Annotated in this window: 5 protein-coding genes; all 5 read left to right on the top strand. The window is 63.5% G+C overall.

Going from position 1 to position 5,684, the window contains the following annotated elements; genetic code table 11:
* Positions 1–285 (top strand): motility protein A (locus WCE35_RS04410; RefSeq protein WP_424592123.1); only part of this gene is annotated, 285 nt, incomplete at its 5' end.
* A gap of 32 nt (positions 286–317) precedes the next feature.
* Entirely contained in the window at positions 318–1,148 is an 831-nt protein-coding gene (locus tag WCE35_RS04405; RefSeq protein ID WP_424592122.1) for an OmpA/MotB family protein, read from the top strand.
* Positions 1,149–1,310: 162 nt separating this feature from the next.
* Positions 1,311–3,209, top strand: coding sequence for a potassium transporter Kup (locus WCE35_RS04400; protein WP_424592120.1), 1,899 nt, complete (start codon positions 1,311–1,313; stop codon positions 3,207–3,209).
* 147 nt (positions 3,210–3,356) lie between these two features.
* Positions 3,357–5,282 (top strand): potassium transporter Kup, encoded by a 1,926-nt coding sequence (locus tag WCE35_RS04395; RefSeq protein ID WP_424592119.1) that lies wholly within the window; start codon positions 3,357–3,359, stop codon positions 5,280–5,282.
* Positions 5,283–5,347: 65 nt separating this feature from the next.
* On the top strand, positions 5,348–5,684 hold a 337-nt coding region (locus WCE35_RS04390; RefSeq protein ID WP_424592118.1), incomplete at its 3' end, for an N-acetyltransferase family protein.

Genomic DNA, 5,684 nt, shown 5'->3' with positions numbered 1-5,684 from the left:
GTGCAGATGTTCGCCAACATGACCGACCCCTCCAAACTGGGTCCGTTCATGGCGACCGCGCTGCTGGCGACGCTGTACGGCGCGCTGGTCGCCAACCTGTTCTGCCTTCCGATCGCCGACAAGCTGCACGGCAAGCTGCTCGACGAGGAAACCAACCGCACGCTGATCATCGACGGCATCCTGATGATCCGCGATTCCAAGAGCCCGGCGCTGGTTCGGGAAATGCTGCTGGCTTACTTGCCGGAAAAACATCGCCAGGAAGAAGGCGAGCCGGTCCCGGCCTGACCGGCGGGTGAAGGCGGACCGGGAACAAGGCGATGGCCAAGAAAAAACGCGGCGATGCACATACCGGAGGGCACGGCTGGTTCGTGACTTTCGCCGACCTCATGGGCCTGATGATGAGCTTCTTCGTGATGCTCGTCGCCTTCTCCACCATGGACAACAACAAGCTCAAGATCGCGGCCGGCTCGATACGCGAAGCGTTCGGCGTGCAGACCGAAGTGCGCTATTCCGGCATCATCGAATCCGACGGCTTGCCGACGCGGCCGAAGCTGAAGAACGTCGATCATGTCTCACCGGAGGAATCCTCCGCCACTCCGACACCCGATCAGCAGGAACGGAGCCAGATCACCGGCGCCCGCCTGAAGATCGATCGTGAATTCGCGCTCGCCTCGGCCTCGTTGCGGCAGGCATTGCAGGACATGCCGGAGCTGACCGAAATGTCCAAGCACATCATGTTCGAGGAGACCAGCCAGGGCCTCAATCTCGAAATCGTCGATCAGGACGGCCGGTCGATGTTCGCCGACGGCTCCAAGGTGCCCTACGAGCGCACCCGCCGGCTGATCCAGAAACTCGCGGCCCCGCTGAAGGCGACGCCGCTCAGGGTTTCAATCGTCGGTCACACCGCCGCGGGATTCGTGCCGGCGCGAAGCGACTATGGCGCGTTCGACCTTTCGGCCGATCGCGCCAACATGGTGCGCCAGATCCTCGAGCGCGAGGGGCTGCCGGCGGCGCACATCTTCGCCGTCTCGGGCAAGGCCGATGGCCAGCCGCTGTTTCCCGACGATCCTTCGCTGCCAGCCAACCGTCGCGTGACCATCACATTGATGCGCGAAGATCCGCCGCTGCCGCCAAGCCTGCAGCCGTAGGACCAAGGCTACCATATTACCACCTGTTCGCGTGGGCGAAAATTCGCTTTCTCGGGGGTTCGCGCGGCGTCCGGGATGCTATGGTCAGGCGATCGACAGGCAACGCGGAAGCGCCGATAGCCGCCCCGGATCAAGTCAACCGAGAGAGCCTCTTTCACCGCCATGGCTGTCAGCGTCTCATCCAGCGAAGCTCATGAGGGGCCGGCCGCTTCGGGTTTTTGGGCGCTGACGCTGGGCAGCATCGGCGTGGTGTTTGGCGATATCGGAACGTCACCCTTGTATGCGTTTCGCGAGGCGGTGGCCGGCGCGGCGCAAGGCCAGCCGGTGTCGCGGACCATCGTGCTCGGCGTGCTGTCGCTGATCCTGTGGGCGCTTTTCATCGTCGTCACGGCAAAATACGTGCTTTTGCTGCTGCGCGCCGACAATAACGGCGAGGGCGGCACCCTTTCCCTGATGGCGCTGGGTCAGCGCGCGCTCGGCCGAAAGAGCTGGCCGTTGCTGGCGCTCGGCGTGCTCGGGGCGTCGATGTTCATCGGCGACAGCATGATCACGCCGGCGATCTCGGTGTTGTCAGCGGTCGAAGGCCTCAAGCTCGCGGCACCGGCGCTCGAACATTATGTGGTGCCGCTGACGGTTTTCATTCTGGTGGTGCTGTTCTCGGTCCAGAGCAGCGGCACCGCGCGCGTCGCGTCGGCCTTTGGGCCGGTCATGGTGGTCTGGTTCGCGACGCTCGCGGTGATGGGTCTCGTTCATATCAGCGACGACCCGTCGGTGCTGGCGGCGATCAATCCCTGGTACGCGGTCGAGTTCATGCTGTCCCATGGCACCATCGGATTGGTGACGCTCGGTGCGGTTTTTCTCGCCGTGACCGGCGGCGAGGCGCTCTATGCCGATCTCGGCCATTTCGGACGCAAGCCGATCCAGGCCGGCTGGCTCTATTTCGTGTTGCCCTCGCTGTTGGTCAATTATTTCGGCCAGGGCGCGCTGGTGCTGTCGGATCCGGCCGCGATCGAGAATTCGTTCTACCGCATGGTGCCTGAGGTTCTGCTGCTGCCGCTGGTGGCGCTCGCGACCGCGGCCACCGTCATCGCGAGCCAGTCGGTGATCACGGGCGCCTATTCGCTGACGGGCCAGGCCGTGCAGCTCGGCCTGTTGCCGCGCTTCGAGGTTCGCTACACCTCGGAGACCCATGCCGGGCAGATCTATCTGCCGCGCGTCAACCGGCTGCTGCTGATCGGCGTGCTGATGCTGGTAGTGCTGTTCCGCACCTCGAGCGGACTGGCTTCGGCCTACGGCATCGCCGTTTCCACCACCATGGTGGCCGACGGGATCATGGGTTTTGTCGTGATCTGGAAATTGTGGAACTGGCGCGCGGCGACCGCGGCCGCGGTCATTCTGCCGTTCGTCGTCGTCGACATGACCTTCTTCAGCGCAAATCTCCTGAAACTGCTCGAAGGCGCCTGGGTGCCGCTGATGTTCGGCGCGGCGATGGCGGTGATGATCTGGACCTGGCGGCGCGGCGCGGCGATCCTGACCGCAAAGACCCGGCGCATCGAGGTGCCGCTCACGGACCTGATCAAGAGCCTGGAAAAGCGTCCGCCCCATATCGTCAAGGGCACCGCGGTTTTTCTCACCAGCGACCCGAATTTCGTGCCGACCGCGCTGTTGCACAATCTCAAGCACAACAAGGTGCTGCACGAGAACAACGTGATCCTGACGATCGAGACCGCGCAGACGCCGCGCGTCGATCCGTCCGAGCGCGTCCGCATGGAAACCATCAGCGACAAGTTTGCCACCGTGCGGCTGCGGTTCGGCTTCATGGAATCGCCGAACGTGCCGAAGGCGCTGGTGATCGCGCGCAAGCTCGGCTGGCAGTTCGACATCATGGCGACGTCGTTCTTCGTCTCGCGCCGCTCGCTGAAACCGTCCGCGCAGTCGGGCATGCCGAAATGGCAGGATCATCTGTTCATTGCGATGAGCCGGTCGGCCAACGATGCCACCGACTACTTCCAGATCCCGACGGGGCGGGTCGTCGAGGTCGGCACGCAGGTAACTATTTGATTTAAAGACGAGAATCGGCACGCAGCGGGTTTCGAGCCATGCATTTGGCGCATGCCGGAGGCCTGAATACAGCCTAACCTATGCATTGGGAGCGGGAGTATAGGCCAGCCGCTCTGCATTGTGCAGTGAACAATCGAGGGCTTTCCCATGTCATCCGAGAGCGCGGTCGCCGCGGCGGAAACGCCGGCGGCCAATGGCCATGGGGAAACGCATTCCACGGCGGGCTTCAAGGCGCTGATGCTCGGCAGCATCGGCGTCGTCTATGGCGACATCGGCACCAGCCCGCTCTACGCGCTGCGCGAAGCGATCGTCGCCGCGGGCGGAACAGCAGACAGCGTCACCGAGCTGGCCGTGCTCGGTGTTCTCTCCCTGATCCTGTGGGCGCTGATCGTCGTGGTGACGCTGAAATATGTGCTGATCCTTTTGCGCGCGGACAATAATGGCGAGGGCGGGACGTTGGCGCTGATGGCGCTGGCGCAACGCGCCGTCACCAGGGGTGCGGGCACCATCGTCATGCTCGGCATCATCAGCGGCGCGCTGTTCTACGGCGACGCGGTCATCACGCCGGCGCTGTCGGTGCTGTCGGCGGTCGAAGGCATCAAGCTCGTGACCTCGGCGTTCGAGCCTTATGTCGTGCCGATCACCGTGATCATTCTGGTCGTGCTGTTCGCCGTTCAATCGCGCGGCACCGCGCGTGTCGCCGCGTTCTTCGGACCTGTCATGTGCATCTGGTTCGCGATCATCGCGATCGCGGCGCTGCCGCAGATCATGCGGCACCCCGAAGTCCTGTTGGCGCTTAACCCGCTCTATGCCGTGTCGTTCATGATCCATCACGGCATGATCGGGTTCGTTACGCTCGGTGCGGTGTTTCTCGCCGTCACCGGCGCCGAGGCGCTTTACGCCGACCTCGGACATTTCGGCAAGCTGCCGATCCAGACCGCCTGGCTGTTCATCGTACTGCCGTCGCTGGCGCTGAATTATCTGGGGCAGGGGGCGCTCATCATCGCCGACCCGAAGGGAATCGAAAACCCGTTCTTCCTGATGTTTCCGGATTGGGCGTTGATTCCGATGGTCGCGCTTGCCACCTTGGCGACCGTGATTGCCAGCCAGGCCGTCATCACCGGCGCCTATTCGCTGACGCGGCAGGCGATCCAGCTTGGCCTGATGCCGCGGCTGGAAATCCGCCATACCTCGGAAACGCATTCCGGCCAGATCTATATTCCGCGCATCAACCGGCTGCTGTTCATCGCGGTGATGCTGCTGGTGCTGCTGTTTCGCTCATCCAGCGCGCTGGCGTCGGCCTACGGCATTTCCGTGACCGGGACCATGGTGGTCACGGCGATGATGGGCTTTGTCGTGATCTGGCGGGTCTGGCGATGGTCGCCGATCGCCGCGGGGGCGCTGATCGCGCCGTTCCTGTTTCTCGACCTCATCTTCCTCGCGGCCAACCTGTTGAAAGTGTTCGAGGGCGGCTGGGTGCCGCTGGCGCTCGGCGCGGTCGTGATGCTCCTGATGTACACGTGGCGGCGCGGCAGCCGGCTGTTGTTCGAGAAATCGCGCAAGCTGGAATTCCCGCTGACCGAACTGGTGGCGATGCTGGAAAAACGGCCGCCGCAGCGGGTTCCGGGCACCGCGGTGTTTCTCACCAGCGATCCCGCCAGCGCGCCGACGGCGCTCATGCACAGCCTGAAGCACTACAAGGTGCTGCATGAGAAGAATGTCATTCTCACCATCGAGATTGCGCAGACCCCGCGGGTCGATCCGGCCGAGCGGGTACGGATGGAACAGCTCAGCGCGACCTTCTCCAAGGTGATACTGCGGTTTGGATTCATGGAGTCGCCGAACGTCCCGAAAACGCTGGCGATCGCCCGCAAGCTCGGCTGGCAGTTCGACATCATGTCGACCTCGTTTTTCCTGTCGCGGCGCGCCTTGAAGCCGGCCGCCCATTCCGGGATGCCGCGCTGGCAGGACCTGCTGTTCATTGCGCTGAGCCGCAACTCCAACGATGCCACCGACTATTTCCAGATTCCGACCGGCCGGGTGGTCGAGGTCGGCACGCAGGTCACCATCTAGTAAAGTCACGATCCGCTGGAATATCCGCGCGTGTCTCACGCCTGACCGTTGGATTACATTTCCACATGGATGGCGCTGTTCATCGCCTGGCCACGCTCGATGACGCGACACTTCTCTTCGAAGTGCGGCGAAGATCGATCCTTGAGCTGGCGCCGCCGGCAATGTCCGTCGCAGAGGCCGAGGCGTGGGCGAGGCAGCTCGCGCCCTCCGGAATGGAGCGAAAGCTTCGTGAACTGGAGATATGGATCGCCGAGCGGGATAGCCGGGTGGCTGGATGGGGCGCCATTCGCGGCGACTTCCTCGAAGGGCTGTACACGGCTCCCGAATTTGCCGGACAGGGTGTCGGTGCAGCATTGCTTGACCGGCTCGAAAGACTGATGCGCGGACGGGGCGTCCATGCGG

Source organism: Bradyrhizobium sp., from assembly GCF_049691595.1.
In the GTDB taxonomy this organism is placed as follows: Bacteria; Pseudomonadota; Alphaproteobacteria; order Rhizobiales; family Xanthobacteraceae; genus Bradyrhizobium.
This window is presented reverse-complemented; position numbering and strand designations above follow the sequence as displayed.